This is a genomic window from Arthrobacter sp. HLT1-20 (assembly GCF_054510895.1).
In genome coordinates this window covers 129,393-155,387 of sequence record NZ_JBTNDR010000004.1, presented here as the reverse complement: position 1 = coordinate 155,387, position 25,995 = coordinate 129,393, and the positions used below count along the sequence as shown (strand labels likewise).

Annotated in this window: 22 protein-coding genes; 10 read left to right on the top strand and 12 right to left on the bottom strand. The window is 61.8% G+C overall.

Annotation, left to right across the window (positions count from 1 at the left end):
- The first annotated feature begins 10 nt into the window (after positions 1 to 10).
- A complete protein-coding gene (locus ACX80Q_RS04115; RefSeq protein ID WP_459329246.1) occupies positions 11 to 169 on the top strand; it encodes a hypothetical protein in 159 nt (52 codons plus the stop codon).
- Positions 170 to 434: 265 nt separating this feature from the next.
- On the opposite strand, the gene ACX80Q_RS04110 is transcribed toward ACX80Q_RS04115, so the two are convergent.
- Together ACX80Q_RS04110 and ACX80Q_RS04105 are read right to left on the bottom strand one after the other, a co-directional pair.
- Entirely contained in the window at positions 435 to 4,811 is a 4,377-nt protein-coding gene (locus ACX80Q_RS04110; RefSeq protein ID WP_459329245.1) for a family 20 glycosylhydrolase, read from the bottom strand.
- Positions 4,812 to 5,192: 381 nt separating this feature from the next.
- Positions 5,193 to 5,819 (bottom strand): malonic semialdehyde reductase, encoded by a 627-nt coding sequence (locus tag ACX80Q_RS04105; protein WP_459329275.1) that lies wholly within the window; start codon positions 5,817 to 5,819, stop codon positions 5,193 to 5,195.
- 175 nt (positions 5,820 to 5,994) lie between these two features.
- On the opposite strand from ACX80Q_RS04105, the gene ACX80Q_RS04100 reads away from it, so the two are divergent.
- Positions 5,995 to 7,281, top strand: a complete 1,287-nt coding sequence (locus ACX80Q_RS04100; RefSeq protein WP_459329244.1) for an ATP-binding protein — start codon at positions 5,995 to 5,997, stop codon at positions 7,279 to 7,281.
- Positions 7,282 to 7,297: 16 nt separating this feature from the next.
- On the opposite strand, the gene corA is transcribed toward ACX80Q_RS04100, so the two are convergent.
- The 3 genes from corA to ACX80Q_RS04085 form a co-directional block, all read right to left on the bottom strand.
- On the bottom strand, positions 7,298 to 8,293 hold the full coding sequence (gene corA, locus ACX80Q_RS04095; RefSeq protein ID WP_459329243.1) for a magnesium/cobalt transporter CorA: 996 nt from the start codon (positions 8,291 to 8,293) through the stop codon (positions 7,298 to 7,300).
- Between the two features lie 87 nt (positions 8,294 to 8,380).
- Entirely contained in the window at positions 8,381 to 8,896 is a 516-nt protein-coding gene (locus ACX80Q_RS04090) for an Lrp/AsnC family transcriptional regulator (RefSeq protein ID WP_459329242.1), read from the bottom strand.
- A 138-nt stretch (positions 8,897 to 9,034) separates the two neighbouring features.
- Positions 9,035 to 10,063, bottom strand: a complete 1,029-nt coding sequence (locus ACX80Q_RS04085; RefSeq protein WP_459329241.1) for a nitronate monooxygenase — start codon at positions 10,061 to 10,063, stop codon at positions 9,035 to 9,037.
- Positions 10,064 to 10,080: 17 nt separating this feature from the next.
- Between ACX80Q_RS04085 and ACX80Q_RS04080 the strand changes: the two genes are divergently transcribed.
- A complete protein-coding gene (locus ACX80Q_RS04080) occupies positions 10,081 to 10,992 on the top strand; it encodes an N-acetylglucosamine kinase (RefSeq protein ID WP_459329240.1) in 912 nt (303 codons plus the stop codon).
- Between the two features lie 90 nt (positions 10,993 to 11,082).
- Here ACX80Q_RS04080 and ACX80Q_RS04075 read toward each other — a convergent pair whose 3' ends face one another.
- Positions 11,083 to 12,105 carry a LacI family DNA-binding transcriptional regulator gene (locus ACX80Q_RS04075; protein ID WP_459329239.1) on the bottom strand — a complete coding sequence of 341 codons (1,023 nt, stop codon included), beginning with the start codon at positions 12,103 to 12,105 and terminating at the stop codon, positions 11,083 to 11,085.
- Positions 12,106 to 12,316: 211 nt separating this feature from the next.
- Here ACX80Q_RS04075 and ACX80Q_RS04070 point away from each other — a divergent pair, with 211 nt between their 5' ends.
- From ACX80Q_RS04070 to ACX80Q_RS04055, 4 genes are all read left to right on the top strand, one after another.
- Positions 12,317 to 14,257, top strand: coding sequence for a beta-galactosidase (locus ACX80Q_RS04070; RefSeq protein ID WP_459329238.1), 1,941 nt, complete (start codon positions 12,317 to 12,319; stop codon positions 14,255 to 14,257).
- A gap of 28 nt (positions 14,258 to 14,285) precedes the next feature.
- Positions 14,286 to 15,245, top strand: coding sequence for an ABC transporter substrate-binding protein (locus ACX80Q_RS04065; RefSeq protein WP_459329237.1), 960 nt, complete (start codon positions 14,286 to 14,288; stop codon positions 15,243 to 15,245).
- Between the two features lie 67 nt (positions 15,246 to 15,312).
- Complete coding sequence (locus ACX80Q_RS04060; protein ID WP_459329236.1) at positions 15,313 to 16,530, top strand: pyridoxal phosphate-dependent aminotransferase; 1,218 nt, start codon at positions 15,313 to 15,315, stop codon at positions 16,528 to 16,530.
- Positions 16,531 to 16,544: 14 nt separating this feature from the next.
- A complete protein-coding gene (locus ACX80Q_RS04055; protein WP_459329235.1) occupies positions 16,545 to 17,399 on the top strand; it encodes a PPK2 family polyphosphate kinase in 855 nt (284 codons plus the stop codon).
- A 106-nt stretch (positions 17,400 to 17,505) separates the two neighbouring features.
- Here ACX80Q_RS04055 and ACX80Q_RS04050 read toward each other — a convergent pair whose 3' ends face one another.
- From ACX80Q_RS04050 to xseA, 3 genes are read right to left on the bottom strand one after another with little or no spacing between them, the layout of a single operon-like run.
- Positions 17,506 to 18,423 (bottom strand): CE1 family esterase, encoded by a 918-nt coding sequence (locus ACX80Q_RS04050; RefSeq protein WP_459329234.1) that lies wholly within the window; start codon positions 18,421 to 18,423, stop codon positions 17,506 to 17,508.
- Between the two features lie 40 nt (positions 18,424 to 18,463).
- Positions 18,464 to 18,709 (bottom strand): exodeoxyribonuclease VII small subunit, encoded by a 246-nt coding sequence (locus tag ACX80Q_RS04045; RefSeq protein WP_459329233.1) that lies wholly within the window; start codon positions 18,707 to 18,709, stop codon positions 18,464 to 18,466.
- On the bottom strand, positions 18,706 to 20,010 hold the full coding sequence (gene xseA / locus ACX80Q_RS04040) for an exodeoxyribonuclease VII large subunit (protein ID WP_459329232.1): 1,305 nt from the start codon (positions 20,008 to 20,010) through the stop codon (positions 18,706 to 18,708). Before xseA ends, ACX80Q_RS04045 begins: the two co-directional genes overlap by 4 nt.
- Before the next feature lie 165 nt (positions 20,011 to 20,175).
- On the opposite strand from xseA, the gene ACX80Q_RS04035 reads away from it, so the two are divergent.
- Positions 20,176 to 21,009 carry a hypothetical protein gene (locus tag ACX80Q_RS04035; RefSeq protein WP_459329231.1) on the top strand — a complete coding sequence of 278 codons (834 nt, stop codon included), beginning with the start codon at positions 20,176 to 20,178 and terminating at the stop codon, positions 21,007 to 21,009.
- Positions 21,010 to 21,019: 10 nt separating this feature from the next.
- A complete protein-coding gene (locus tag ACX80Q_RS04030; protein WP_459329230.1) occupies positions 21,020 to 22,093 on the top strand; it encodes a 4-hydroxy-3-methylbut-2-enyl diphosphate reductase in 1,074 nt (357 codons plus the stop codon).
- Here the strand turns inward: ACX80Q_RS04030 and ACX80Q_RS04025 are convergent.
- On the bottom strand, positions 22,090 to 23,268 hold the full coding sequence (locus ACX80Q_RS04025) for a DNA recombination protein RmuC (protein ID WP_459329229.1): 1,179 nt from the start codon (positions 23,266 to 23,268) through the stop codon (positions 22,090 to 22,092). The genes ACX80Q_RS04030 and ACX80Q_RS04025 overlap by 4 nt on opposite strands.
- 252 nt (positions 23,269 to 23,520) lie before the next feature.
- On the opposite strand from ACX80Q_RS04025, the gene ychF reads away from it, so the two are divergent.
- Positions 23,521 to 24,606 (top strand): redox-regulated ATPase YchF, encoded by a 1,086-nt coding sequence (gene ychF / locus ACX80Q_RS04020; protein WP_459329228.1) that lies wholly within the window; start codon positions 23,521 to 23,523, stop codon positions 24,604 to 24,606.
- 67 nt (positions 24,607 to 24,673) lie between these two features.
- Here the strand turns inward: ychF and ACX80Q_RS04015 are convergent, their stop codons facing one another.
- Positions 24,674 to 25,441: an SCO1664 family protein gene (locus ACX80Q_RS04015; RefSeq protein WP_459329227.1), complete on the bottom strand. Its 768-nt coding sequence runs from the start codon at positions 25,439 to 25,441 to the stop codon at positions 24,674 to 24,676.
- Positions 25,441 to 25,992: a DUF3090 domain-containing protein gene (locus ACX80Q_RS04010; RefSeq protein ID WP_459329226.1), complete on the bottom strand. Its 552-nt coding sequence runs from the start codon at positions 25,990 to 25,992 to the stop codon at positions 25,441 to 25,443. The genes ACX80Q_RS04015 and ACX80Q_RS04010 overlap by 1 nt, the downstream gene beginning before the upstream one ends.
- Positions 25,993 to 25,995 lie beyond the last annotated feature (3 nt).

Sequence of the window (25,995 nt, the reverse complement as noted above, 5' to 3'; positions counted from 1 at the left end):
GTTTGCAAGCATGCCACAGTGGCTAATTTTCGCCGTGATTGCACTTGTGTGGGCCGCGGCCGTCCTGGTCATCGTCGTATTCATGATCGGTGCATCCCGTGCGCGCCACAAACAACGCCAGCTCGAAAAAGCTGCTGCGGAAAAGCGCTTGGCCCCCACCGACAGCTGAGGAATTTTGGCCGCGGGCACAGTTGCGCGTGTGGACCCAGGATCGGATCGCCGGGATACGGCCACTGGGAACTGCAACCGACTCCCACAGTCTCCTGCCGCACCTACGACGCTCTCGCAACAATGGCTGGATTTTCCGGGGCCATATCGCAGCAACGGCTGACTTTTCGACGACGCTATCGCGGTGGCAGAAATGAAAATAGTGGGGTCTGCCAGTTGAACTGGCGGACCCCACTATTTTTCAGTTGGTGCCGCTCATCCCAGCTTTAGGCGTGGGATGAATTTCGCTTGCGGCGGCTGACAACGGCTACGGCTCCTGCGAGCAGCAGCATCAGGCCACCGAGCAGGAACGGTGTGGTTCCTGCGCCGGTGTTGGCCAGACCATCAGTACCGGGGTTGGTAGCGGCGGTGGTGCTGCCAGCAGCCTTTGTGGTCGGTGTTGTGCTGGCGGCTGCAGCCACGGTCAGCTCGATGCGGGCTTCAGCGGCTTCGCCGTTGGTGCCGGTGCCGGTGATGACCACGTTGTGGACACCTGCGGGAACGTTTGCCGGCAGTTTGGCCGTCAGTGACACTGTCCCGTCGGCTGCCACCACTGCCTTACCCAGAACTACCGGGTCCGAATGCAGTGTAAACGTGGCCGTGGTGCCGGGCTTGAAGTTGCTGCCCTTCATGGTCAGCTCTTCGCCAGCTGACACCGAGGTATCGCCCAGCGATGCTGTGGGGGCCTTGCCGGCCGGTGTAGTCGGCACCGTGGTGGGCGGGACTGTTGGCTGTACCGTCGGTTCGGCCGTCGGGCTCGCCGTGGGTGTGGCCGTCGGTGTCGCCGAGGCTGTGGCCGTGGGCTTCACTGTGGGCGTGGCAGTCGGTGCAATAGTGGGTGTCGCCGTCGGGGTTGCCGAAGGTGTGGCACTGGGTGTCGCCGAAGGTGTTGCTGTCGGGGTTGCCGTCGGCTCAACTGTGTCCGGAACCGTGCCGCCAATGTTAACCTCGGCGCCACCGGCGAACGCATTGCCGGCGATGGAGTTCAATCCCACCAGCTTGACGTACCGGCCGGCCTTGCCGCCGGCAATGGCAACAACCTGCGGACGGCTCAGGTCCAGGAACGAACCCGAGGCAACCTTGGTGCCGAAGTCGGTGGGGCTGTCGGAGACATACAGCTCATAGTCCTTGATCTTGGCATTGGAGTTGGACTGGCGCTGCGTGTATTCAAACGAAGAGACGTTGTAGCTCTTGCCCAGGTTGAACACCACAGAATGTGGGAAATTGTCCGTCCCGCCGGAGTATTTGGTGTGCCAGAACGAATCCAGCTTGCCGTCCAGAAGCGCAGTGGCGGGTCCGCTGGGAGCAGTCTCGCTGACAGTTTCCTGCGATGTCACAGACTGGATGCTGATCTCGGCCTGCGGGATCTTGTTTTCCAGGGGCACCAGCTTGGAATTGACTGTGATGTTGTCAGTTGCCGTCCGGGCACCCTGAGTTGCCGTGAGCGTGAACGTCCCGCTAAAGACGCTGGGGTACACGGGCAGTTGGAAGGTCAGCTTGCCGGTTGTGTCAGGCAGAACGGAACCCACACGGCCGCAGTCGAGCGTCAGGACCACGTACTTGCCGGGCTCAAAGCCGGTCAGGGTGGTCAGGGCTCGGTAGCCAGCCTTGACGGGTGTATCCACGGTGCTCAGGGTGGGGGTCTGCGAAGAATCCCACACTGCCGGTCCTGCTGGATCAGCCGTGCCAGCGGCAACTGCCACGGTGAACTTGGCCGTAGTGCCGTTGGAAGCCGTCAACGTTCCCGTGTAGGTGCCAGCCGTTGCGTAGCTGTGCGTGCCCTTGAGGGTGTAGAGGCTTCCCGCGGCGAGTGAGTGGCGTGCTTCCTTGGTCACAAACGTGGCGGGGGTGGCGGCGCTGCCGTCGCCCCAATTGACGGTGACGCCAAGGTTTCCGATGATGCTGGAGGCGCTGACGCCGTCGGCGTCGTCAACAGTGTCCACGGAAATGGTGGAACCATCGGCTGAGGCCTTGGTGCCGGGGGCTGCAAACTGCCCAACGTTGAGGTTCAGGCTCTTGCCCGGTGCAACAGCAAGGGGGGAGCCGGCCATGGAGGAGCGCCATTTGGCTTCGTTTCCGTCGTAGAAGTTGGTGCCTGTGTTCAACATGCGCTGGCCCATTGAGGACATGCGCACCTTGAAGTCGGCCGCGTTCCGCTTGGACTGCGGCGTCCAGCCAATCTCGGCGAAGGATACGACGCGCGGGAAGGCGAGGAATTCTGCCTGCCTGCCACCGCGGATGGTCTCGGACCACTGGGCCGCTTCCACGCCCAGGATGCTGGCATCGGGAAGGTTCACGCCGGCGTCTTTGACGGTAGCTGCTGGATCCCAGTTGTAGTACTTGGTGAAATCGCCCGTTCCGGCCCACGTCAAACCGATGGGTGTCTTGGAGTTGTACTTCATGTCGATGTATGAGGTGGAGCCGTTGGACACCATCAATTTGGCGCCCTTGTTCTTGATGGCGTTCAGTGTGTCGGCGGTGCCGCCGGTCCAGTACTGGATGCCGTCACCGGCGGTGAGCCCGCCAATGGCGGCCTCGTTCCAACCGATCGGCTTCTTGCCCAGGTCGTGGACAATCTTCACAGTCTTGGTGATGAACTCAACGTAGTTGTCGTGGCCGGTCACGTGGGACTCGTCGCCACCGATGTGGACGTAGTCGCTGGTGGTGGTCATGCCGGCGATCTGGCCGAACACGTGCTCCAGGAACGTCCAGGTCACCGGTGACGCGACGTCCAAGGTGGAGCCGCCCACGTTGCCGGTGCCGTCGGCGGGGACAACGCCCCACTCGTCAACGCCGGGCTTGGTGCCGGCCGTATTCAACTGCGGAATGGCGTGCAAGATGGCCGAGGTGTGTCCCGGGACGTCAATTTCCGGGATGATCTCTATGTGGCGCGACGCGGCGTAGGCCACGATGTCCTTGTACTCATCCTGGGTGTAGAAACCTGTATGGCCCAGCTCGTCCTGGAAGCCCAGGTTTTTGGTCATGCCCGTCTTGCCGGAGACATCTGTCAGCAGGCCATAGTCAATCGTGTCGCCGGCCTTCTTGCCGTCGTTGGTGATCTGGATGCGCCAGCCTTGATCGTCCGCCAGGTGCATATGCAGCGTGGAGATCTTGTAGGCAGCCAGGGAGTCGATGATGTTTTTGACCTCATCGGGGCTCTTGAAGTCGCGGGCGACGTCGAGCATCATGCCACGCCTGTCGAAGCGGGGAGCGTCGGAGATTTCCACTGCCGGAGCGTTCCAATCGGCGAACACCTTTTGCTTGGACTCGATGAATGCCGGGAACAGCTGACGCAGGGTTTGGACGCCGTTGAAGACACCGTCGCTGGTGGGGGAGGTGACCTTTGCGCCCGTGAGCGCGTCAACACTGAGGGTGTAGGCCTCGGCCTGCATTTGGGTGTCCAAGTTCGGGATGACGCCGGGGGTCTGGACCAACACAATGTCGTCGGCGTCGCCCGTGCTGCCATCGGCCACGGGAAGGGCCAGGCCGGTGGACGCGCGGAAGATCGCCGCCAGGTAGTTGGCGGTCTTCTTGGTCTCAGCGTTGTTGGCCACGATGCGTGACCCGGTGCCAAGTTTGAAGGGTGCCTCGGTGGGTGCCTCCATGTTGACGGGCAGCGGGATCAAATTGATGCCTTCGGCCGGAGCTGCCGTGACGGCTTCCTCACCGTCCCAAACCTGGAACTCCCACATGGACATGCCGTACTTGGTGCCGCCAATGGGTGTGCGCTCAATACCCTGCATGCGTACGTACTGGTACGGGGTTGCCGCCACGGCGGCTTTCAGCTTCTGGGTGTCGCGGGTGTTGCACGTCGGGGCGATGATGTCAGTGGCGTCGGTGAAGGCCACGCCGTCGGTGGAGACCTGCAGCTTGTACTTGGCTGCGCACGCCTGTTCCCACAGGATGCTGACGTGGTCAATCACCGTGGGGGCTGCCAGCTTGACGGTGATTTGGGCGTTGTCGGCGGTATTGGAGGACCACCGTGACTGCTGGGCGTTGGGTCGGCTCTCATCGGAGTCGCCATCGATGACCAAAGCCGGGCCCCACTGGGTGGGAACTTCCTGTCCGGAGGCCGTGACAGTGGCACCGGCCGAAGCTAGGGCGACGTTCTTGCCGGCGGCTACCGGGATGCCCCAGACTTCCATTTCATACAGGGAGATGCCCCATTTGGTGCCGCCGATGGGCGTGCGTTCCACACCTTGCATGCGAACGTACTGGTACTTGGTGGCGGCCAGGGCAGCTTTGACGGTCTGGGTATCGGGTGTTGCTGGATCGCAATTCGCGCGGGAGATCACATCGGTGGCGTCGATGAAGGAGACACCGTCATTGGAAACCTGGAGCTTGTACTTGGCGGCACAGGCGGCTTCCCACTTGATGACAACTCGTTCAATGACAGTGGGCTTTGCCAACTTCACCGTCAACTGCGCATTGTCGGCGTGGTTGGAGGACCATCGGGTGCTGGCGCTGCCGTCGGTGGCAAGGTCTGTGCCGTGGCTGCCCGCCGACTCGTCTCCGGACGAAGTTACAGTTCCGCCGGCAGAGGCCAGCGCCAGATTGGCCGAAACGGGGTCGCCAGGGGCTGCAACAACCGGAGGGGCGGCCATTGTTAGCAGCATCGCCGGCGTCACCACCGCCATTGCTAATGTCTTTTTCCACATGGAATGCACGTGTTCATCCTTTGCTGAAATGAGAGATACAGGTCACACAAACCAAATGTTATCCATATCAAATTTGCTTGGGAAGAGTGTTAACTTCACGGCCGGGGTGTGGCCCATGGCGGCAGAAGGCGAGATTCTCGTGCCGTCTCTAGGTAGTGGTATCGGGAATGGTGAAAAAACGCCAGATGGTGGCAGTCCGGTTCGGCCCACAGTCCACGCCGTTCAGGGTGAGGGCACGCAAAAACGCGCTGTCGCCCGTAAAAAACGAGGACAGCGCGTCAGCTGGTAATTAAAACCAATTTTGTTCCGAAGAACTGAAAAAAACTTTTACAAGGTTACGGTGGCGAGGTCAAAATCCAGTCGGTGGAGGCGGTCGCGATCGGCGTCACCGCTGGGCTTGCCCATGTTGATCACCATGAAGGACTTGAAATGAGAGTCAGCGTTGAACTCGGCGTCCACGCCGGCGGGGTTGAATCCTGTCATGGGGCCAACGGCCAATCCTGCGGCGCGGGCGGCAAGGATGAAGTAGCCAGCCTGGACATGCGCGTTGTTGTTGCCTGCGGCAATGCGGGATTCAGCGTTGGCCTCGAACATGGGCATCAGCATGTCCGCCATGTGAGGTGCCGTGGTGGGCATGAGGGCGTGCCAGTCCTGTGAGAAGCTCAGCACGGCCACCATGGGGGCTGTAAGGGTCTTGGCTTTGTTGCCGTCCATCATGTGCTCAACCAAACGCTCGCGGGCCTGTGATGAGCGGACCCAGGTAATGCGCAGGGGCTGGCCGTTGAAGGCCGTGGGCCCCATCTTGGTCAGGGTGTAGATGGCCCTTAGGGTCTCATCGCTGACCTCTTCCGCTGACCAGGTGTTGGCCGTGCGTGCCTCCGTGAAGAGCGCCGCAGCTGCGTCCGCGTCAAGAATGAGTTGGTTGTTCAGGTCCAGTTCAGATGCGATATCAATGCTCAAGGGGTCCGGCTTTCTTGATGGTGAGGAATGCTCTCTGGGTTCTACAGCGCCCGATGGTCCCGGATTGTTTCCGCGTTTCCTGTGACTTCAAGCACGCTATTGGTTTCCGTGTGCACAGGGCACTGTGCCATGATGACGGCATTGGCTAACGCAAAGGAGCGGCAGTTACATGACGGCATGGACAATCCGTGATTTTCATTCACAAGACGTTGAGGGCATTCTTCAGTTGTGGCAGTCGCTGCGGGAGAACGGTGTGGACCCTGTCTATGACCTTTCCGAGGTGCTGGCGTCCTGCGAAAAGGACCATGCCGTGGTGGCCGTGCACGGTGAGCAAATTATTGGTGCTGCGGTGGGCCGTGCGGCCCACGATCAAGGCTGGATCGTTTTCCTCGCAACGCTGCCGGTGTTCCGCGGCCGGGGCATTGGCACCTTGCTGCTGGCGGCTGTGGAAAATCGCATGGCCGCCCATGGCTTGAACAAACTCTCAGCCCTCATGCCTGAAAGCGAAACCCGGGTGGAAGCCTTCAGCAACAGGGGCTTCGTGGTCAAGAAGAACCTGCGCTATTTTGAACGCCGCATCCCCATCCAGAGGGCTGAGCGCGGCGCGCTGGAGGAATTAGGCGGGCGGCTGTTGCCCCGGGACCTCTGGGACCGGGTGGCTGGCATGGTGGATGAAAAGGAACTGCTGGAGCGCCGCCTGGTGTTGCCCTTGGCGGAGTCAGAGTTGGCTGAGGAATTCGGTGTGGTGCCACCGCGGGCAGTGGTGCTCTTTGGCCCTCCGGGAACTGGAAAAACCACTTTCGCCAAGGCCATCGCCTCGCGTCTGGAATGGCCGTTTGTGGAAGTCTTCCCGTCCCGGCTGGCCGGCTCCCCTGGCGGACTGGCCGGCGCCTTGCGGCAGACTTTCCTGGAAATCGCAGAGTTGGAGCATGCAGTGGTCTTCATTGACGAGGTCGAGGAGATTGCCTCGCAGCGTTCGGGGGAGCCGCCGTCGCCCATGCAGGGTGTCACCAACGAGCTGCTGAAGATCATTCCGGCGTTTCGTGACCAGCCCGGCCGGCTGTTGGTGTGCGCCACCAACTTCATTCGTTCCCTGGATTCGGCGTTTCTGCGCCACGGCCGTTTTGACTACGTCATTCCCATTGGGCTGCCCGATGCCCAGGCGCGCACGGCCATGTGGCACCGCTTCATTCCGGGACACGTGGTGGAACACATCGATGTGCTGGCCTTGGTGGGTGCCAGCGGCGGATTCTCGCCAGCTGACATCGAGTTTGCCGCGCGGAGTGCCTCGCAGCGTGCTTTGGAAAAGGCCGTGTTCGATGACGTTGCGCCCGCCGAGCGCCGGGGTCCCGTGACGAGCGACTACCTGGACACCATTGCGGAGACCAAGGCCACCGTCAGTGAGGCTGTGGCCGCCGACTTTTTGGAGGACATTGCGGCGCTGGCCCGGACCTAGCCCGCTACAGTGTGAGCTACAGCCACGTTTTCTTCTTGAAGATGATGTACATGACAAAGCCCACCAGGAACATCAGGATCAAGGCGAACGGGTACCCCAATGCCCAATGGAGCTCGGGCATGTTCTCAAAGTTCATGCCGTAGATGGAACCCACAAAGGATGGCGCAAACAGGATGGCCGCCCAGGAGGAAATCTTTTTCATCTGCGCGTTTTCGGCGGCACTGGCCTCGTTTTGGCGGTTGGTGGTCAGGGTGCCGTCAACTGTTAGTGCGTTTTGCAGCAGCTGACGGAATGAATCGGCCTTGGCCGTGACAGCTTCAACATGGTCCTCAACGTCCCGAAGGTAGCGTTGCAGTTCAACGTTGACGCCGTATTTGTTGAAGCCACCCTTGAGCCGGACCAACATGTCACTGAGGGGATGGATGGCCCGCTGGAACTGGATGACCTCGCGTGAGAGTTCGTAGATACGCCGGGAAACGGTGGGATCACCGGAGAACAACTGATCCTCAATTTCATCAATGTCATTTTCCAGGCCATTGATGACGGGCTGGTAGTCGTCAACTACCTGGTCCATGATGGCGTACAGCACAGCCTCCGGGCCCAGTGCCAACAGTTCCGGATCCGCCTCCAGGCGGGTGCGGGTGGATGAGAGCCCGGGAGTGTCGGCGTGGCGAATGGTCACCACAAAGTCCTTGCCCGTAAAGATGTGCAACTCGCCAAACTCAACGGCTTCGGTTTCATCAATGTATTTGGCGGGTCGAAGCACAGTGAACAGGACGTCGTCGTACCTCTCCAGCTTGGGGCGCTGGTGGGCCATGATGGTGTCTTCAACGGCGAGTTCGTGAAGGGAGAACTCCGTGGCGAGTGACGTCATCTCCGTCTCGTCGGGACGGTACATGCCAATCCACGCCATCCCGCTGCATGAGGCCATGAGCTCATAGGTCTGGTCAAGGCTGGTAGGGGCCGCGAAGCGCTTGCCGTTGACGTACACGGCGTTGTCGATGATGGTCACTTGCCCATTATGGGTGAGGATGGCGGAAAAGATTCACAGCCGCCCCGGCCGGGCCCCCACGTCCTGACCGGTTTGCGCGGAGCGGGACTAGTCCAGTGGGCCCGTGTGGCCTGGAATGTGCTTGAAGACCAGGGTTGTTTCGGTGTGGCCCACCACAGGATCCGTGGTCAGGTTATCCAGTACCCAGTCACGCAGGGCATCCGTGTCCCGGACAGCAATATGGAGCAGGTAGTCCACGGAACCGGAGGTGTGGAAGGTGGAAAGCACTTCGGGGAGGAGGGGGACCCGTGCAGTAAAGGTGTCGATCTGGTCCCTGTCATGGGCGCGCAGGCGGACAGCGATGAGTGCCTGGACAGCCCGGCCAATGGAGGCAAGGTTCAGCTTGGCCTCGAAGCCTTCAATGGCGCCGCGTTCCATCAGGGCGCGCGTGCGCATCAAGGCCGTTGACGGGGCAATCCCCACAGCGTCGGCCAGGTCCCTGTTGGTGATGCGGGCATCGGCCACCAGTGTGTCAATGATCTGGCGGTCCACGGAGTCCAGCGGCTCGGCCCCATAGTGCCCCTGGGATTGATCTCGCCGAACGTTCTTCGGAACTGTTGCCACGGGGGATCCTCCAAGATTAGGCGAGCACTGTGGGAGGCTGCGGGGTGCGGCATCCGTTAGTTCGCCATTCTAGCAAATTGCCGAATAATTGATTCATTTTGGAGTAATTTCTGAAATTCAGCACGCAAAAAGCCCGGGCTACAGGTCCGCCAGGAAGGACTGGATCACGGCGGCTGCTGGGCCGTCCTGGGCCGTCTGCCAACCGGTGCCAGCCCAAAGATTCAAGGCTTGGGGGTCATGAGTGGCAGCTGCGCCAGCGCGCAACGGGGCCGTCAGGAAGTGGACCTCCGGGTAGGCGCTGGGCGCCGCTGTCGAGTAGCGGCGCACAAAATCATTCATCAAGGCTCGTGCGGGTTTTCCGGTGAAGGCGCGTGTCATTTCAGTGCTGGAGTACCGCGGGTCGGCCAATGCAGCCTTGTGCACGGCCCGGGCGCCACTTTCATCCGTGCGCAACAAGGCCGTCCCCACAGCCACGGCAACTGCCCCGGCGTGCAGGACCTCCTTTGCCTGCCCGGCGTTGGCGATGCCCCCGGCACCAATCAGGGGAAGGGCCACTGCCGCCCGAACATCGGCAATGAGGTCCACGAGTGAGCCTTGGCACACTTCCCCGTCCGCCAAGAAAGCTGCTGTGTGGCCGCCAGCATTTGCATGCTGCACCACCAGGGCGTCCACGCCACTGTGTGCTGCGGCGCGGGCCTCGGCCACGCTGGTCACCGAGGCAACCACTCTGGAACCAACTTTGTGAAGTGCGGACACCACGCGGGCCGGGGCCAGGCCGAAGGTGAAACTGACCACGGGGACCGGATCGGCCAGGAGCAGCGCAATCTTCTCGTCCCAATAATCCTGTGCCCGCGGATCAGTCCACGCGAGAGAACTATCCGGAATCACTGCACCATAGTGTTCAGCCAGTGGCACCAGCATGGCTGCATAAAGTTTCAGTGCTGCGACCTGTTCAATGGCCAGCGCTTCGCTGCGTGGAACAAACAGATTGACGCCAAAATCAATGCCTGTGGCCCGCAGCGGGGCAATGTGTGCGGCAAGCTGTTCCGCCGTCAGATACCCGCCAGCGGCGAAGGCAAAGGCGCCTGAACCTTGGGCAGCCAAGGCCAGTGCCGCCGTCGTACTTCCACCTGCCATGGGTGCGGCTATCAGGGGTGAAGTGAACATGCCACTATTGTAAGTGTGTGAACCACAACATACAGAACCTGCGCAATGTCCCTGCCTACTTTGTGGGGCTGGACATTGGCGGCTCAAAAACCCGTGGCATTGCTTGGCGCGACGGCGACGTTGTGGCCGATTTCAGTGTGGGCAGCACCAACGTCCAGAATGTGAGCCCGGAAACGGCCCTGGCCAACATGGCCGAGCTGTTTGGGCTTCTGAGCGTCACAAACGCCACGGAGGTGCTGGCGGGTGCGGGAGGTGTTGACACGGACGACGACGCAGCAGCCCTTCGCGACTTGATCGCCGGGTTTGTGCCGGGTGCGCAGGTGACGGTTGTCCACGACACCCGCTTGCTGCTCGCCGCTGCCGGTGCAACGCACGGTATCGCCGTCATTGCCGGGACGGGGTCCGCAGCCTGGGGTGTGAATGCTTCGGGGGAGCAGGCCCGGGCCGGCGGGTGGGGATACTTGCTGGGCGATGAAGGAAGCGGTTACTGGCTGGGGCGCGAGGCGGTGCGCTACAGCCTCCACAGGATGGATTTGGGTGAGCCCGTGGACAGCCTCACAGCCGGATTGTTGGACTACTGCACTCTCACCGACCCGCAGGAATTGATCGCCCATTTCCACCAAGGCACCACGCGGCGTTACTGGGCTGCAGCCTCGCCGGTAATTTTCGCGGCGGCCGCTCAGGGGCATACCCATGCGCTGGCCCTCGTGGACCAGGCCGGCCAGGACTTGGCGGCCATGGCCAGCCAGGTTGCCCGGCAGCTCACGATTGCTGGCCCCATTGTGCTGGGTAGCGGCTTGGGCACCAACGTTCCCGCACTGCAGCTTGCGTTCAAGACCCATTTGGCTGCGGCCGGACTGGATGATGTCCACATCTTGGACCAGGACCCCATTTTTGGCATTCCCCTGCTGGTGGCAACCCGGAGCTAGTCTCCTGCGACACTTTCCCGCCTCGTGAACGGGGAGAAAGTGTTGATGTCAGCGCGAAACATCAGCAACTACTCCCCGCTCAAGAGAGGCCTACCTGCCTGCAGGCGGGGGAGCCGTGCTGCCGCGGACAATGAGTGTTGGCGCCACAAGATCGGGGGTGCTCTCGAGCGCCGGGTTGGCAATCTGCGCCACGAGTCGCTGCACGGCACGGCGGCCGGTGTCCTCGAAGGACTGGCGGATGGTTGTCAGCGGCGGGTTTGAGAACGCAGCCAAGTCAATGTCGTCAATGCCCACCACGGAGACGTCTTCGGGGATGCGTCTGCCCAGTTCGGTGAGGGCGCGGATGACGCCGAACGCCATTTCGTCGCTGGCCACCAAGATCGCTGTAACTTCCGGCATGCGTCCAAGGATGAGTCCATTCCGGTAGCCGGATTCGGGACTCCAATCGCCATGGAGTTCAGGAGGCACCTCGCAACCGGCCTCCTGCAAGGTCCGCCGCCAGCTGCCCAAACGGCTCGCCGCATCAGACCATTCCACGGGGCCCGCAACATGCCATACGGTCTTGTGGCCAAGATCCAGCAGGTGCTTGGTGGCCAGTACGGCCGCAATGTCCTGGTCAACACCCACCATGCGGTCGCCCATGTTGGAGGATCCGTCGGTGTTGACGGTGGGAATGCGGGAGGTGATCTTGCTGACCTGCTCGGCCGCCTCCTGCAGTGGGGCGGCGATGATAATGCCGTCCACGCCCTGGTGAACCAACCTGCTTACAGCATCCGTGAGTGCCTGCACGCTCAGGCTGGAGGTCACGGAGTTCACTGTGTACCCGGCCTCGCGCGCGCCCAACTCAACGCCCAACGCCAACGAGGAACGCGAATAGTTGTTGGTGGCCAATGTCAGCACGCCGATGGTTTTGGACTGGCCCGTCACCAAGGCCCGGGCAGTGTTGTTCCGGCGGTATCCCAGTTCCTCCACCACGGCCAAGACGCGCCGGCGGGTACTCTCCTGGACGTTTGGATGTTCATTGAGCACGCGGGACACCGTCTGCGCTGAAACGCCAGCGGCGGAGGCAACGTCGCGCATTGCTGGACCACGGGTGAACTGGGGGGCCGTCATGGGATTCCTTTGGCTGGTTCGGATATCTCCGTCAGGTGGGGACATCCATGAAGTGAGTCTGTGGCAAGTCTAATTTGTTTACTTGTAACACGCTGTGAATTCTTCCAATTCCCGCGGGTCATGAACTTTTGGAGGTATTGTTAAGAGAGTATTTGTTATCCATAACAGAATGTCCACGAGTTCGCCTGTGTGGCCAGTACCAGGAGTTTAGTTGTCTACCATCATGACCGCGTCGGTTGCCCCGGCCAGCAAATCGCCCGGGCCCACCGAGCCGGCAGAACTCGCCCCGGCTTTATCCCAGGCCCCGGTCTTGAGCTACCAGGACCGGAAACTCTTCAAGAACGGTCAGCCGCACAGGATCATCGCAGGCGCCATCCACTACTTCAGGATTCATCCCGATCAGTGGCAGGACAGGATCGACCGACTGGTGGCCATGGGCGTCAACACCCTTGACACCTACATCGCCTGGAACTTCCACCAGCCCAATGCCGATGCCGCACCTATTTTCACGGGTTGGCAGGATATTACCCGGTTCATCACCCTGGCCGGCGACGCCGGACTGGACGTGATTGTGCGCCCCGGGCCGTACATCTGCGCCGAGTGGGACAACGGCGGATTCCCGTCCTGGGCCATCTCCAACCCGGACATGGTGCTGCGTTCCTCCGATCCCCTTTTCACCAGTGTGGTGGAGGACTGGTTCGACGCGCTCTTGCCGGAAATCGCCCCGCTCCAGGCCTGCCATGGCGGCCCCGTGGTTGCCGTTCAGATCGAGAACGAATACGGCAGCTACGGCGATGACAAGGAATACTTGCGCTGGAACCGCAAGGCCTTGGCGGAACGTGGCATCACGGAAATCCTCTTTACGGCCGACGGCGGCACGGACTACTTCCTGGACGGCGGCGCCCTGCCAGACACCTGGGCCACGGCCACCCTTGGCTCCCGTGGTGACGAGGCCGACGCGATCTGGGAACGCCGGCGCCCCGGTGAGCCGTTCTTCAACGTTGAGTTTTGGAACGGCTGGTTCGACCACTGGGGCGAGCCCCACCACACGCGCGCCGGGGTTGATGCCACAGCCGAGGTCAAAAAGATTCTTGACCTTGACGGCTCCGTTTGCCTCTACATGGCCCACGGCGGCACCAACTTTGGCCTCGGTTCCGGGGCCAACCACGATGGCGCCATCCAGCCCACCATCACCAGCTACGACTCCGACGCCCCGATTGCCGAGGACGGGCGTCTGACCGAGAAGTTCCACGCCATGCGCGAGGCGTTCTATGCAGCATCCGGGCGGGAGCTGACACCCATTCCCGTCCACCTGAGCAAGCCAGCTGCCGTTGTTCCCGCCTGCACCTTCGCCTTGACCCGCGGCACAGCGCTGCTGGATTTTGTCAGGGCCATCAAGCCGGTGCGCAGCATCAAGCCGCTGTCCTTTGAAAAGCTGGGCCTTGACCGGGGGCTGGTTCACTACAGCGCCAAGGCGGTTTTGCCCGCCGGTGAGGGCACCATCAAGGTCCGCGAGCTCCATGACCGGGCATATGTCTGGGTGGACGGCGCGTATGCGGGTGTCCTGACGGACGCCAACTGCGAGACAGGCCTGAAAGTCACCACAGACGGTGGCTTGGCTCAGCTGGAAATCCTGGTGGAGAACCAGGGCCGCATCAACTACGGTCCGCGCTTTGGCGAGGGCAAGGGCATCTTGGATGGGGTCCTGATCAACCAGCGCTACGTGTTCCATTGGGAGCAGCGCCCGATCAACTTGGAGAAGCCGCTTGCCGATCTCCTGCAGGTAGGTGTTGCCGAGGATTGCTCGGACAACCCGGACAGCCCCACCTTTGCCGGAACTGCTGCGGCGCCTGCCGATGCGGAACTGGGTGCCGGCTACTTCCACGGGGAACTGCACATTGACGAACCTGCCGACACTTATTTGGCGCTGCCGGGCTTCGGCAAGGGCCTGGTCTGGATCAACGGCTTCCTGCTGGGCCGTTTCTGGGAAATTGGGCCGCAGGTAACCCTTTATGTCCCGGGACCGCTGCTGAAAGCCGGGATCAACAAGGTCACTGTGCTTGAACTTGAGCACGGTGGGACGCACGCCGAACTTCACGAGGATCCAATATTGGGTGCTGAGGGAGTAACGTATGTGGAGGATTTGAACTAGCTAGAGGGAATCGATTTTAGGGGAGGGTATGGCGCTGCGTCACGTACTTTCTGGCGCATGCGCCGTGGTTTTGCTGTTGGGTGCGCTCACGGCATGCACGCCCGAGCCCATTGTGGGCATACCCACAGCCGCGCCAGGGGCAGTATCCCTGATTGTGGGGACACCCCAGGTGCCCGACGGCGTGAACCCTCAAGAAGGTGCGCTGCTGGCCAACGTGTACGCCGCGGCGCTCAATGCCGCCGGGGTAAAAGCCAGTGTCAAAACAGCCAACGAAACCCAAGGGCCCCTGATGTCCGCCCTGCAGCTGGGCAGTGTGGATATTGTCCCTGTTTACTCCCGCGAGGCCTTGGCTGACTTGGCGCCCAGCCTGACGGCCGAGTCCCCCGCGGACGTTGTGGAATCCCTGAAAACCTCGCTCCCGGCCCAGGTGGGCATCTTGGATGCCGCCAAGGCGGAGGTCAGCGACGCCGTGGTTGTCACGGCCGTGACGGCGCAAAAGTATCAGCTCAAGAGCATCAGCGATCTGGGAAAAGTCTGCGACGAACTGACCATGGGTGGGTCGGCAGCCTTTAAGCGCGATGACCGCGGCCTGGCAGGCCTGGGCAGTGACTACAACTGTGTGCCCAAGGCGTACCTCCCGCTCGCCCACAACGAGCAACCTAACAAGGACTCCGTGGTGTGGTCGCTGCTGAGCGACACCATTCAAATGGCCGAGCTTTACCTGTCCTCCCCGGCCATCGAGGACAACTCACTGGTGGTGCTCACGGACTCCAAAGAATTGTTCCTGGACCAGAATATTGTGCCGCTGGTGGCCGCAAAGAAGGTCCCTGAGCAAGTGCAAGCTGTCTTGAACAAGGTCAGTGCAGCCCTCACCTCCCAGGAACTGAGCAACCTCAACCGCTTGTCGCAGGACCCGCAGTTCGGCGGCCTGGCCAACGTTGCCACCGCCTGGCTGGTTCAACAAGGCCTCATCAAGGCCAGTTCTTAGCCATTGGCCTGTGCCATTTGGCACGTCTTGGAAACAAACTCCGGGCACCGTGTGCCATATTTGTCTCATGGCAGAATTTACTCAATCCACCAAGCTTCACAATGTGCTCTATGACATCCGCGGTCCGCTGCTGCAAAGGGCGCAGCAGATGGAGGCCGAGGGCCACCGCATCTTGAAGCTCAACATTGGTAATCCAGCGCCCTTCGGCTTCGAAGCCCCGGACGCCATCCTGGTGGACATGATTCGCCACCTGCCCCATGCCCAGGGCTACACAGACTCCCGCGGCATCTTCTCAGCACGCACAGCAGTGGTCCAGTACTACCAAACACGCGGCATCCAAAACATCCACGTCGATGATGTCTACCTGGGCAACGGCGTCAGCGAGCTCATCACCTTGTCCCTGATGGCCCTGCTGAACAATGGCGACGAGGTCCTGATCCCCACCCCCGACTACCCGCTGTGGACAGCCTCCGTCAGCCTGGCCGGTGGGCGTCCCGTGCACTACCTGTGCGACGAGGACAACGAGTGGTGGCCTGATCTGGAGGACATTGCGGCCAAGATTACGCCCAAAACCAAGGGCATAGTCATCATCAACCCCAACAACCCCACAGGCGCCGTGTACCCCAAGCACATTGTGCAGGGCATGGTTGATTTGGCCCGCAAGCATGATCTGGTGGTGTTCTCCGATGAGATCTACGAGAAGATCCTCTACGACGATGCCGAGCACATCAACACGGCCACCATCACGGGCGAGGACGTCCTGTGCATGACCTTCAGCGGCTTGTCCAAGGCGTACAGGATTTGCGGCTACCGCTCCGGTTGGCTGGCCATTTCAGGTCCCAAAGCTGACGCCGCGGACTATCTGGAGGGCATCAATCTGCTCGCCAACATGCGCCTGTGCGCCAACGCCCCCGGCCAGCACGCCATCCAGACAGCCTTGGGCGGGCACCAGAGCATTGAGGATCTGATCTTGCCCGGCGGGCGGCTGCGTGAACAACGCGATATTGCCTACAAGCTGCTCAATGAAATTCCCGGCGTCAGCACCAACCAGGCCAAGGGCGCGCTGTACCTGTTCCCCAAGCTTGACCCCGAGGTGTACCCCATCAAGAGCGATGAGAAGTTCGCCCTGGACCTGCTGGAATCACAAAAGATCCTGATCTCCCACGGCACAGCCTTCAATTGGGTCCGCCCCGATCATTTCCGTCTCGTCACCTTGCCCAACGTCCTTGACCTCGAGGAAGCCATTGGGCGGATTGCAGAGTTCCTGAGCACGTACAAACCCTAGGGAAAGGCCCCACTGTGTCACTACCGCATGGTTTTACCTCACAACCGGCAGAACTTCTCCGTGTGGGCAAGGATTTTTCCTTGGCTGCGCAACCCACCAATGCGGCACCTGGTTTTGATGGCAAGAAGGACGACGGCGCAGCCACCTTGGCCGCTCGGGCGCCCGTTCTGGCCGGACTTCAGGAGCAGCTTTTTGCTGAGAGCCGCTTTGGTGGGTCGAAATCTGTGCTTCTGATTTTGCAGGCCATGGACACAGCAGGCAAGGGCGGCATCGTGAGTCGTGTTGTGGGGGCGGTGGATCCGCAAGGGGTGAAACTGAAAACCTTCAAGGCGCCAACGGATGAGGAAAAGGCGCACGACTTCTTGTGGCGTGTACGCCCCGCAGCGCCCGAGCCGGGGATGCTTGGCGTGTTTGACAGGTCCCACTACGAAGACGTTCTGATTCACCGGGTGCACGGTTGGGCCGATGCGGCCGAACTTGAGCGGCGCTACGCAGCCATCAACGAGTTTGAGGCGGAGCTCGCAGCCAACGGGACAACCATTGTCAAGGTCATGCTGAACCTGGGGCACGATGAACAGCTGGAGCGGCTCGCTGCCCGGCTGCACGATCCCACCAAATATTGGAAGTACAGCCCCACTGACTTGGATGAGCGCGCGTTTTGGCCGGCCTACATGGATGCCTACCAGCGGGTTTTTGAGCGGACAAGCACCGAGCAGGCGCCTTGGTACGTGGTTCCTGCGGACAAGAAGTGGTACGCCCGCATGGCTGTCCAGGAAATTCTCATCAAAGCGATGGGTGGAATGGATTTGCATTGGCCGGCAGGGAAATTTGATCTGGCCCATGAAAGGTCCCGCCTGGCCGGCGCCTGAGGTTGGAGCTGCTCCGTGGTCCCTGAAGCATCACCTTGACTGTGCAGATAACGCCCTTTCAACGCATTTTGAGGGCATTATCTGCACAGTCGCGCTGTAGATGTCTCTACTCCCTACGCTGCAGCACGGGGAAAAATTCCTCCAATGCCGCAACTGCGCTGATGTCCTGGGTGGTCCTGCCTGCAAAAATGATGGCCTTCCGGTGGCGGTTGGGCACCACATGCCCGCCGCCAACCACCGTGTACAGCGCCACCGGCGCCAAGCCGGGCTGCTCGTAGCGTGTGAGAAGCACGGAGGTCCGTCCGCTCTCGGGCCGATGTGGCAGAACCGTTGTCTTCGGTGTCGCGGTGATTCCGTTCCTGGCGGCAAAGTACTCTGCTGTCTCCGGCGCAGACGGTCCGCGCGGCCTGCCCAAAAGGCTACCAAACCAGCCCTGACCCCCGTAGGGAACCACAGGATCATGGGTCCCGTGGATCATCATCACCGGCAGTGGCAGGTGCTTGTCGGCAAAGGCCAGCCCTCCGGGCCGGGGCAAAGTGGCGCCCACAATGGCGGCTCCGTGCAGTTTCTGCGGAATCTCGTGGACAAGCCGGATGGCCAGCTGCCCGCCGTTGGAGAAGCCCAGAACTATCACCGGAACCGGGCCGTGGAGCGCGTGAAAGTGCCCGGCCAGTGCAGCCACGAAGGCAACGTCATTGGTGGCTTCGCTGGCCGACGTGTTGTGGTTCCACCTCTTCTTCAGCCCGTCGGGGTAAACAACAGCCACGCGGCCCTCTTCGGCCAGCAGGTCAAAACTGTTGCCGCTGAAGGAACGCACCCCTTGCCCTGTTTGACTTGAGCCGTGCAACACGATGAGAACAGCGGAGGGCTCGCTGGTGGCGTATGCACGGGGAATTGGCCCCATCAACAGATACGTCCGTGTCCTGCCATCCACCGTGAGCGCTTCGCTGCGGCTGGCGACCTTGGGCGCGGCGGGAGCTCGGGTGACTCCCGGCAGGCGGGACTTTAGCCACGTCTGTGCCATCGCCGACTCCTGTCCGTCGGGTGCTGATCTACTCGTGCGGTTACTGCTCGGGGCGGGATTCCGCCTCGCTGGCCCGGGCGGCGTCTAGCCGGGCCTTGGCGCCTTCGAGCCATTCCTCGCATCGCTTGGCCAACGTTTCGCCCCGCTCCCATAGCGCCAGGGAGTCCTCCAGGCTGGAACTTCCGGCCTCAAGCTGGTTGACAACGTTCATCAGCTGTTCCCGGGCCTGCTCATAGCTCAGTGCTGCAACGTCGCTGTTGGGGTTGGCGGCTTTTGTGGTGCTCATGCGGATTCCTTTGCTGTGGTGGTTGCGCTGTCTAATGTCTCAGGAGCGCCAGAGGGCGGCTCTTCGCCTGCGGCTGTGGCAGCAAAGGCGCCGCCCGCCACCCGGATGCGCAGGGGCGAACCGGCATGGACCTGTTGGGGGAGCCGCACAATGCTGCCGTCCTTCAACTGGACCACCGCGTAGCCTCGATCAAGTGTTTTCTGAGGGGACAGGGCACGCACTTGGGCCTGCAAATGCGTCAACTGGTCGGCGTGGCGCCCCACCTGGGTCCGCACAGCGGTGCGAGCCCGCCCCCTCAAGGCGGAGACGTCGTCGTACTTGGTGGAAAGCATCAGGGCAGGGTTGGCCAGCACGGGGCGGGAACGCAAATAAGCCAGCCGCTCGGTTTCACGGTCCAGGAGGTCGTGGATTCGGCGGTTGAGCTGTGTGCGGGCCTGATCCACCCGCCGCAGCTCCTCGCTAACATCGGGAACTATGCGCTTGGCTGCGTCGGTGGGGGTGGAGGCGCGGAGATCGGCCACCTCGTCCAGCAGAGGGCGGTCGGCCTCGTGGCCTATGGCGCTGACCACGGGGGTTTGTGCAACGGACACGGCGCGCACCAACGATTCATGGCTGAACGGCAGCAAATCCTCGAGGGACCCGCCACCGCGGGCAATGACAATCACGTCAATGCGGGGATCGGCGTCCAGCTCGGCCAAGGCGCCGATGACGGCCGTGACGGCGTTGACGCCCTGAACTGCCACCTCACGGATTTCAAACTCCACGGCAGGCCAACGCAGTGATGCGTTGCGTACAACGTCCTTCATGGCGTCGGAGTTGCGGCCCGTGATCAGGCCGATCCTGTGCGGCAGCAGGGGCAGTGGCTTCTTGCGGCGGGCGTCGAAGAGTCCTTCGGCGGCCAATGCCTGGCGGAGTTGCTCAATACGGGCCAGCAGATCGCCCAAACCGACGGGGCGGATGTCCTGTCCCTGCATGGACAGGCGGCCTGTTTTAAGCCAAAAGTCGGGTTTGAGCTGTGCAACCACCCGTGATCCGCGTTCCAACGGGGCCTCCAGGCGGCTCAATACTGAACCCCAGATGGTCACGCTCAGGGAGACCTCGGCATCAATGTCGCGCAGCGTCAGGTAGCTGACATTGGCGCGTTGGTTCAATTCGATGACCTGCGCCTCAACCCATGCCGGCGGGGCCTTTTCAATGTGGGCTTTCAACTTTTGGCTGAGCAGTTGCAACGGCCAGGGATTATCCGGGGAGGTCTCCGCAGCCGTGGGTGCAATGACCTTACGTTCAGGGGTTTCCGCCATGGCCCGATCTCACCGTCCTTCACAAAGGTGTCCAGCGTGGCCGTCCAGTACAGCCTATGAAGTAACTCTAGCTTTCCCCACCGACATTCAAACCTCGCTATCCACAGGCATGTACTAGTGTGGAAATCCATTATTGGATTCTTTTTTGGTTTATGAGGACGGCACATGCGCACCGCAGGCTCGGCAATTCTGATCATTGTGGCCCTATTGCTTGCATCAGTGGCAGGGCCAGCCGTGTGGTTGCAGCGCAACGTGATTGAGCGGGATGGGTTCGTGGCCCTGGCCGGACCGTTGGGCAGCAACAAGGAGTTCCAGGATGCCTTGGCCACCATGGTGGCCACCCAAACCACTGCCTCCTTGAAGCTGCCGCCCCAGTTGGAGCAGTTGGCAGCGGCCATCGTCACCTCCACGGCACGCAGTCTCTATACGGATCCGGGCTACGCACCGGCCTGGACTGACACCCTGGAACGCAGCCATGCCCTGTCCTTCGCAGCCGCCGGCAATAAGGACATCCAGGGGGATCTGCAGCTGGATGTCGCCCCCCTCGTGGCCATGGTCGCCGGCCGGGTCAGCAAGGACCTGGGCGTCACCCTGGACACACCCAAGGAGGTGGTGGTGAGCCTGGAACAGCCGCAGGCCGCGCGCCTTCTGCCCCTGGCCACCACGCTGGGCGGCTGGTCCGCCTGGATGGCTGGCATCGCCGCGGGCCTTCTGGTGCTTGGTGTATTTGTTTCCCGACGCCGGTCACTGGCAGTCATCTTCGCCGGCGTCGGTTTGGCCGTTGTGGCCTTACTGTGGTTGCTGGCCTCCGGCATGGTGGGGGGCGTCCTGGCCAATTTGGCCGTGGGCCCGGCCGCTGCCAGCCAGATGGGTGTCCAATTGGCCGCATTGGCACAGGACAGTTGGCAGAGTGGCATTACTGCCACGTTTATTGTTGCTGCCGTGCTTGCGGCAGTTGGTGGCACAACTCTCATCTTGGCGCGCAGGCGCACCACGTAAGATGGTAGCCATGAGCACCACTGCCGTTTCCGTCCCCATGCCCGCCGTTCCACGTCGCCGCAGCTCGCCCGAAGAGGTGGCTGCTGCCGCCCCCGTGACCGCCCCGAAGCGGGTGCTGCTTGCGGCCCCGCGAGGTTACTGCGCTGGTGTTGACCGTGCAGTGATCGCCGTGGAGAAGGCTCTGGAACATTACGGTGCGCCGGTGTATGTGCGCAAGCAGATTGTGCACAACGTTCACGTGGTTTCCTCCTTGGAAGCCCGTGGCGCCATTTTCGTTGAAGAGAATGAGGAAGTACCCGAAGGCGAGCTGGTGGTCTTTTCGGCCCACGGCGTTTCACCCGCCGTGGTGCAGTCGGCCGAGGACCGTGGCCTGCGCACCATCGACGCCACGTGCCCGCTGGTCACCAAGGTGCACAAGGAAGCTGTCCGTTTCGCCGAAGATAACCACATCCTGTTGATCGGCCATGAGGGCCACGAGGAAGTTGAAGGCACCTACGGTGAGGCACCCGACAGCACCACGATCGTCAACAACCCCGAAGAGGCGCGCACCGTCCAAGTCGATGACCCCGACCACCTGATCTGGCTTTCCCAGACCACCCTGTCAGTCGACGAGACCATGGAGATTGTCGACATCCTGCGCGAGCGGTTCCCCAAGTTGCAGAACCCGCCCAGCGACGACATCTGCTACGCCACCACCAACCGCCAGGTGGCCATCAAGAAGATCGCCCCGCAGGCTGAACTGGTGATTGTGGTGGGCTCGGCCAACTCCTCAAACTCAGTGCGCCTTGTTGAAGTTGCGCTGGAATATGGCGCCAAGGCTTCGTACCGGGTGGATTTCGCCAACGAGATCGACGAAGCCTGGTTTGTTGGCGTGGCCAGTGTTGGTGTCACCAGCGGGGCCTCAGTGCCTGAGATTCTTGTTCAGGACGTGCTGCGCCTGCTGGCCGAGTACGGCTATGGCTCTGTTGAAGAGGTTGTCACGGCGGAAGAAGACATCTTGTTCTCCCTGCCCAAGGAACTCCGCGCCACCATGAAAGCCGCAGGCGATCCCACCTACAAAATGGGCGCCAAGAGCAACAGCTAGCTGGCCACCTCAAACTCAGGAGCCGTGAGTACCCGTGGAGTGCTCTCCACCTGGGCGGGGGAGTCAAGCGTTTTGGGATCCATGGCGTTGAGCTTGCGGGCGGTGGGCAGCACCCTGGCTTCCAGCGTTCCCACCAACTTGTTGTACCTGTCCACGCTGGACTTGAGGGAGACGCCCACGGCGGAAACAGCCTCACCCATGGTGCCCAGGCGCGAGTACAACTGGGCCGAGAGTTCAAAGAGTTCCTTGGCGCTTTCGGTGAGCACATCCTGACGCCAGGTGAAAGCCACAGACTTCAAGATGGCCAGCAGCGAAATGGGCGATGCCAGCACCACGTTCTTACTCATGGCGTAGTCCAGGAGCTCGGGGTCGGCCATCAGGGCCGCGGACAGGATGGACTCCACGGGGACAAAACAAATCACCAATTCGGGGGAGTTCTTAGCCGAGGTCCAGTATTGCTTGCTGCCTAGGGCATCAATGTGGACCTTGACGGCCTTGGCATGGCGGGCCAGGTGTTGCTGGGTCTCGGCAGTGTCTGTTGTGCCGGCGTCGTGCGCGTGCAGGAAGGAAGTGAGCGGGACCTTGGCGTCCAGGACCAGCTCCTTGCCACCGGGGAGCCGCACCACCATGTCGGGGCGGTGAACGCCGTCGTCCGTGTTCGTATGGACTTGTTCCTGGAAATCAACGTGTGCCAACATGCCGGCGGCCTCCACCACGCGGCGCAACTGCACCTCGCCCCACTTGCCGCGGGCGCTGTTGGAGCGCAGGGCAGCGGCGAGTGAAGAGGTCGTGGCCAGCAACTTGGCGTCGGCGTCCTTGGCTTCACGCAACTGCTCGGCGAGCTGGCCGTACTGTTCGACGCGGTCGCGCTCCAGGAGGGCAACCTGGCGCTGCACGGCATTGAGCTTCTCCGAAACCGGACCCAGGGCCTGCAGGACGTTGGCATCAGAGCCCTGCTGCGCAGCAAGGGCGTGGTTCTGGGTGGCCAAGAGTCGGCGCTCGGCGTCGGCGGCAGCAAAATTCGCGTTGAGCTCGGCGGCTCGGCTGTGCGCCGCATCCGCTTCCTCAGTGGCACCGCGCAGCCTGCCCAGCAGCAGCCACGCCACCACGGCTGCGCCCAGCACAATCCCTGCCAACAACATCAAGATGGCTACAAGCCACGCGATTCCAGTCATGGAACCACTTTCGCATGAGCCACTGACATTGTGCTTTGCGGCGCGAATTTTGCGGCAGGGGGCCGTTGCAGACATTCGCTTGTGGCCGAACGCAGGCGAATGTCCACAATGGCCCCGGCGGCTCGTGACTTTGTCCGGAGCGGCCCCGGCGGCCGGTCCCGTGCGTGCGATTCTGCACTGCTAGGCCGCGGCCGGGCCCCTGCGCAGGGGCGATCAAGCATAAATCCGGCCCGACCGGTAGAATCACTTACCGTGGCTCTTACTATTGGCATCGTCGGACTGCCCAACGTCGGCAAATCAACCCTTTTCAACGCACTGACACGCAACAATGTGCTCGCAGCGAACTACCCGTTCGCCACTATCGAGCCCAACGTTGGCATTGTCAGCCTGCCCGATCCCCGCTTGGCAAAGCTGGCCGAGATCTTCGGATCCCAGCGCATCCTGCCCGCAGTGGTGTCCTTTGTGGACATTGCCGGCATCGTCAAGGGCGCCTCGGAAGGTGAAGGCTTGGGTAACAAGTTCCTCGCCAACATCCGCGAGGCTGAGGCCATCGCTCAGGTCATCCGCGTCTTTGATGACCCGGATGTTATCCACGTGGACGGCAAGGTTGATCCCAGCTCCGACATGGAGACCATCAACACCGAGTTGATTCTGGCCGACATGCAGACGGTCGAAAAAGCCATCCCGCGCATCGAAAAGGCTGTCAAGCTCAAGCAGCGCGAAGCTGCTGAGCTGAACGCCATTCTGGCGGCCCAGAAGGTTCTGGAACGCGGCGACACCATTTTCTCCTCCGTCAAGAGCGACAAGCTGGAGATGGAGCACCTGAAGGAATTGGCCCTGCTCACGGCCAAGCCGTTCATCTACGTGTTCAACGTTGATGACGCAGTGCTCGGCAACCCGGAACGTCAGGAAGAACTGCGCGCGCTGGTGGCCCCGGCCGACGCCATTTTCCTGGATGCCAAGTTGGAAGCTGACCTCGTTGAACTCGACGAGGAAGAAGCCCGCGAAATGCTGGAGATGAGCGGCCAGTCAGAGTCCGGCATGGACCAGCTGGCCCGCGTTGGCTTCCACACGCTCGGCCTGCAGACCTACCTTACGGCTGGTCCCAAGGAAACCCGTGCCTGGACCATCCACCAGGGCGATACAGCCCCGCAGGCGGCCGGTGTCATCCACACCGACTTCCAGCGCGGCTTCATCAAGGCCGAGGTGGTCCACTTCGAGGACCTCATCGAGGCCGGTTCCATGCACGAGGCCAAGGCCAAGGGCAAGGTGCGCATTGAAGGTAAGGAATACGTCATGCACGACGGCGACGTGGTGGAGTTCCGCTTCAACGTCTAGGTCCTGACCTGCTCGAAACGTTTTGCGATGGCCGCCAAGAACACGTGTTCTTGGCGGCCATGTACTTTTAGAACAGCGGCCACGGCACCGCCGGCATCTCGCCGCTCGGAGCCGGAAACCGCCCTGCCAGGCGCAATTGATCGCAGCGGGCAGCGAGCGATGCGATCTCTTCGGTGCTGAGCAACTCCGCCAGGTCTCGGCCCAGCCCACCATGCAGTCCTTCGATGACACGATCGATGCCGTCTTTTTCCTCGGCGGTCAGAGCATCTCCGTGCCATCCCCACAGCACAGTGCGCAGTTTGTGGTCACGGTGAAAGGTGAGCCCGTGGTCCACGCCGTGCCGGTGTCCGCCAGACATGGCCAGGATGTGGTCGCCTTTGCGGTCGGCGTTGTTGACGACGACGTCGAACACCGCCATGCGTCGCAGCGCCGGCGAGTCTTCGTGAATGAGGGCCGCCAGCCGTCCGCTCTCATCCCGTCCCTCCAAAACGTGTTTCCAACCCGTCTCCGGCACGTTGTCCGCCGCGACCAGGTCCACGGCGTCTTGGGCGGGATCCTGCTCCTGCCAGAGCTGCACCATTCCTTCGCCCAGCGGACCCTCGCGCAGCCACGTGTGCGGCACGACGCCCCAGCCGAGCACCTGCGAAACCAGGTAAGCGGCCACCTCCCGGTGGGCCAGCGTTCCCTGCGGAAAATCCCACAGCGGACTTTCGCCGGCCATCGGCTTATAGACGACCACCACCTCACCAATGCGGCCAAGAAATGTGGCGTTGGAAGCCGTCGTGATACGGCCGGTGAGAGTCAGCTCGGCGGCCACCAGATCCGGCGCTGACATCAGGCCTCGGGAAGTGTGCACATGTGTCCGTCAGCGTCCACAGGATAACCGCAGAGCGGGCATGTGGGACGCCCGGCACCCACAATCTCGCGGGTGCGCTTGGCGAATGCGCGGGCGGTGCCCACCGGCATTCGCACAAGCAGCATTTCGGGCTCGTTGGCCCCGTCCTCTTGAATCGATTCGTCGTCGTCAGCGTCGAGATCACTCATCGGATAGGCCTCAATGACGAGCTGCGCTGTCGTGGGGTCCCAACCGAGGCTCATGGCCCCCGTGCGAAACTGCTCCTGAACGGCCTCAAGCTGATCATTGTCGACTAGTTCAAGGGGAGTGCCCGTGGGAATGCTGAAGGGGTTGCCCTCAAGAGTTCTTAGCTGGTCGAGAATTTCGTCGATCTTCTCCGCGAGTTCGGCGGACTGCTGCTTCTCCAAGGCAATACTCACCAGCTGCTTCCCTGCACGCACCTGCAGGTAGAACGTACGCGCCCCCGGAAGACCAAGGGTGCCAACGACGACCCGATCAGGCCAGGAAAACTCGTGAACACGTGTAGGCATGTC